Below are 3,868 nucleotides of genomic sequence, written 5' to 3'. Positions count from 1 at the left end.
CTTAGCACCCAGAGTGAGCGGTTTCGCACCGAGATCACCCATGTGGTGATCGACCCGTCCGCAGCGTATGCGGCTGCGGTCACTGCCGAGTTGCTGCCGAATGCCGAGTTGGTGGTCGATCACTTCCACCTGATCACGCTGGCCAACGACACCGTCACTGCGGTGCGACGTCGGGTGGCCTTCGACGCTCACGGTCGCCGCGGGCGCAAGCAGGACCCGGAATGGGCGAATCGTCGCCCGTTACTTTCGGCCCGAGAACGACTGTCGGACAAATCGTTTGCGAAGATGTGGAACGCGTTGGTCGACAACGATCCGACCATTCAGATCCTGACTGCCTACATCGCAAAAGAAGAACTGCGCCAGTTACTTTCCGCTGCGCGTGAGGGCGCTGACGATACCGAGATCCGGTCTCGCCTCTACCAGTTCTACACCTGGTGTGCCGCCGCTGACATTCCCGAAGTCACCCGGCTAGCGACCACGATCGAGACATGGTGGCCGGCGATCCTCGCTTTTCTGCACACCGGGCTCACCAACGCCCGCACCGAGGGCTTCAACCGGCTGGTCAAACAGGTCAAACGCGTCGCGTGCGGCTTCCGCAACACCGAAAACTCACGCCGCCGGATACGATTCCACTGCACCCGCGCCCAGCGGGCCAACAACCAGCAATTCCACTGCTGAGCATTGCCCGACTAACTTCGAAGAGCCGCCAAACTCGGGGATGCACAGAATCCCCGGCCTGAACGCACCTCGATGCAGATCACCCTCAATGACGCCAACAGCTACGTCGTGGGCGTCGTTGCCGACGCGGCGAAATCTGAGCTGCAGAATCAGATCAATTCCGCGGCACACGCGGCCTATGGACGCGCCATTTACGGTGAGCTCTCAGGCGTCAAAGACCAACTCAGGCTTGTCGCCCAGGCGACCGATGCCCCTCGTCGATGGGACCGTTCTCGGCCAACAGGGCGCCAGATCCCTGCAGACCGGAATCGAGTCGCTACAGCACGGCGCCAGCAGCGTCACCGGCTCGGCCGACGATCTGGCCGCCGCCGTCGATGAATTGGCGAAAGTTCTCGACGACGTCACTGACGCCGCGGGTGTCGCTTTGCAGGTCGCCGGTGGCACGCTGCGCACGGCCGCCGACGCAGGCGAACAGGGGCTGTCGCTGGTGACCGGGGCGAGTGCCACGTTGAGCGTCAGGCGTCGCAGGGCCGACACACTGTCACGATTCAGGCGAGCGGATCCCGAACTGGCCTCGGAACCGCTGTTGAACCAGGTCGTGAGCAACGGCGACTCTCTGGCGCAGACCGCGCGCACGCTCGATCGGACCGCCCGCTCGGCGCACTCGTCGACGGTTACCGCGCAGCGCCAGGCCAGTGACCTTCAACAGGCTCTGCAGGGACTGGCCACCACACTGCGCACAACAAACGCCCCCCGGGAAATCGGTTGCGGCCGCGACGCGGGCCGTCGCCGGCGCGGCCCGTCAGATCGCCCCAGACGACGCCACGCCACACCGATGACCGCGGCAGTCGACGACGGTGCCAGGTCTGGACCTGACCGCGCTGCGGGCGCTGCGTGGCCGGCAGATCGATCAGGGCGCGGTTCTCGACAGGATCGCTGCCTACCGCGATCGCCACAACGGGATGTGGGTGGCGTGGCTGCCGCAACGCTAACTCCCGCGTCGTGCGTGGTCCCAGAGCGCAGTGACGAGTTGCTGGCTATCCTAGCCAAGCTGGACGCTCTCGTTAGAGAGGTCGAGAACTGTGTCCGTCGTGTGGATGACGGTGTGTCGGTGGGTGATGGCGATGATGGTGGTGTCGTGCATCTGTTCTCTGAGTCTGTGGAAGATGTTTGCCTCGGTTGTTGCGTCGAGTGCCGCGCTGGGTTCGTCGAGGAACAAGATGGTGGGGTGGGCCAGTAGAGCGCGGGCGATGGCGATGCGTTGGCGCTCGCCTCCGGAGAGTCGTTCGCCGCGTTCGCCCACTGTGAAGTTGAGGCCGTCGTCGATGGTGTGGAGTTTGGTGCTCAGTTCGACGGTGTCGAGGGCGTGGAGTACTTCAGCGTCGGTGTGCGCGCGGCCTAGGAGGATGTTGTCGCGGATGGAGGCGTTCATCAGCATGGGGTCTTGTGGGACGTAACCGATGTCTTCCCAGTATGTTTCGGGGTGGATACTGGTGAGTTCTGTCCCGTTGATGCGTACCGATCCGGTGTAGTCGCGGTGCACTCCGAGCAGGATGCGCATGAGGGTTGATTTGCCGGCTCCGGAGGCTCCGGTGATGAAGTTGATCGCTCCGGGACGGAACTCGTGGGCGAGTTTGTCCAGAACTGGTTCGGCGTTGGGGGTGTGGCGGTAGCTCAGATCGTGGATGACGATCGAGGGGTCGGTACTGCTCAGGGCTGGCGATCGGGTCTGGGCAGGTAGTGGTGGGCCGATGTAGGTGTCGAGTGTGTCTTGTAGTGGGTCGGCCATGCTTTTGGCGATGGTGAAATCGCGTAGTGAGGTCGCGATCATTTCGAACGGTCTATTGAGTTGGGCGAGGATGAGAACGAGGACAACGACGGCGCCGAGTTGTTCTCGTCCGGTGCCGCTTTGGAGCGCGAGGATGCCAAAGACCACCAGGTACTGGGTGAACAGGAGCGCGGCCTGTAGAGCGCCGAACCGGATTCTCTTCGTGTAGAAGTCGTTCCATCCCTGGCGGGATTCGCGGAAGTAGCGGTTGTTGAGTTCGGTGACCCACTGGCTACCTCGGAATACTTTCAGGGCGAGCATGTTGCTGACCACGTTGCCTGTCAGATTGGCAGACTCGTTACTCCGGCTCTGTGCAGTCTTCAGGAAGATGTTGGTGACTTTGTTGGCTCGTAGTGTCAGCCAGGTGGTGAGTATTCCGTAGAGCAAGACTGCGACGCCGATGGTCCAGTTGACGTAGCTGCCGATGACCAGGAACGAGAAGATTACATCAAAGACGCAGCTGATGAACACCATGAGAAACATCTGGATGTACATCTTGTTACTCTGGTTGAACGTCTGGATGGTGTTGGCGATTCGGGCGGGATTGTTGTCAGTGATCAGTGAGGGGTCGGAGTCAAGAAGGCGGCGCATCACTTCGCTGTTGGCGTAGTTGGCGACGCGCTGCTGGACTCGGTTCATCAAGACCATGCGCACGTCTTGGAGGAACCGAGCGACTGCGAGTACTGCGGCGACGAGTCCGAACGAAACCAGTAGATCTGTCGTGGTGATGGTTTGTGACTGCACGACGTGCGCGATCAGCAGCGGCGCGGCGACGGTGCACCCGGAAGCGAATGCCGTTAGTGCGATGAAGGCTGTGACGGTCCACTTCGATTCACGAAGCCCTTGCGACATGATGTCGCGCTGCAATTTGGGGATCGACGCGTTACGGGGAAAGTTCATGTTCGTCCATCCACTCGGCGATACCGGCTGCTGTCACGAGCGCTCCGGCGAAATCCTCGGTCATCGGCTCCCGCATCCCGCGGTCGACCTTGCCTCGGTTTACCACGCCGTGCTGACAGAGAGGGCTATCGAGTACGCGTCCGGCGAGTGAATCGAAGTCGTATCGCGTGGTCAGCGTCTTCTCGCCGCGCTTACCTGCTCGTGCGGTGATCGCTGGCGGTAGCTCATCGATGAACGCGCTGCGTTGCAGGGCGCGGGCTTCTCCATGCTGGCGATGATGGGTTCGCGACGCGGAAAGCGAGAAACGGATCAGCGGCCAGAACACGAAGGGGTGGCGTAGTTGTTCGGAGCGGTCGCTGAACGACAGTCTGTTGATCTCGGCGACACGCATCCCGAGGTATTGGAACGCTCGGGTTGTCGACAGCTGCCGCACCTGGTGGTGATTTGGTATGAGGGTGAAAT

At 61.7% G+C, this 3,868-nt stretch carries 4 protein-coding genes; 2 read left to right on the top strand and 2 right to left on the bottom strand.

All coding sequences use genetic code 11. The annotated features are described in order from the left end of the window. Both QSJ19_RS26275 and QSJ19_RS26270 read left to right on the top strand, forming a co-directional pair. The coding region (locus QSJ19_RS26275) for a transposase (protein ID WP_286323997.1) at positions 1–678 on the top strand (678 nt) is incomplete at its 5' end. An 857-nt stretch (positions 679–1,535) separates the two neighbouring features. Next, complete coding sequence (locus QSJ19_RS26270; protein WP_286323996.1) at positions 1,536–1,670, top strand: hypothetical protein; 135 nt, start codon at positions 1,536–1,538, stop codon at positions 1,668–1,670. A gap of 50 nt (positions 1,671–1,720) precedes the next feature. On the opposite strand, the gene QSJ19_RS26265 is transcribed toward QSJ19_RS26270, so the two are convergent. Next, the gene (locus tag QSJ19_RS26265) at positions 1,721–3,406 is read right to left on the bottom strand and encodes an ABC transporter ATP-binding protein (RefSeq protein ID WP_286323995.1); all 1,686 of its coding nucleotides are present in this window, start codon (positions 3,404–3,406) and stop codon (positions 1,721–1,723) included. Further along, on the bottom strand, positions 3,390–3,868 hold a 479-nt coding region (locus tag QSJ19_RS26260; RefSeq protein WP_286323994.1), incomplete at its 5' end, for an asparagine synthase-related protein. The genes QSJ19_RS26260 and QSJ19_RS26265, both read right to left, overlap by 17 nt.

Origin of the sequence: Gordonia sp. ABSL11-1 (assembly GCF_030315685.1) — a bacterium.
Lineage (GTDB): Bacteria > Actinomycetota > Actinomycetes > Mycobacteriales > Mycobacteriaceae > Gordonia.
This window is presented reverse-complemented; position numbering and strand designations above follow the sequence as displayed.

Excerpts from the sequence above, each read along its gene's own strand:
- QSJ19_RS26265 (WP_286323995.1), bottom strand. The coding sequence starts at position 3,406 with ATGAACTTTCCCCGTAACGCGTCGATCCCCAAATTGCAGCGCGACATC.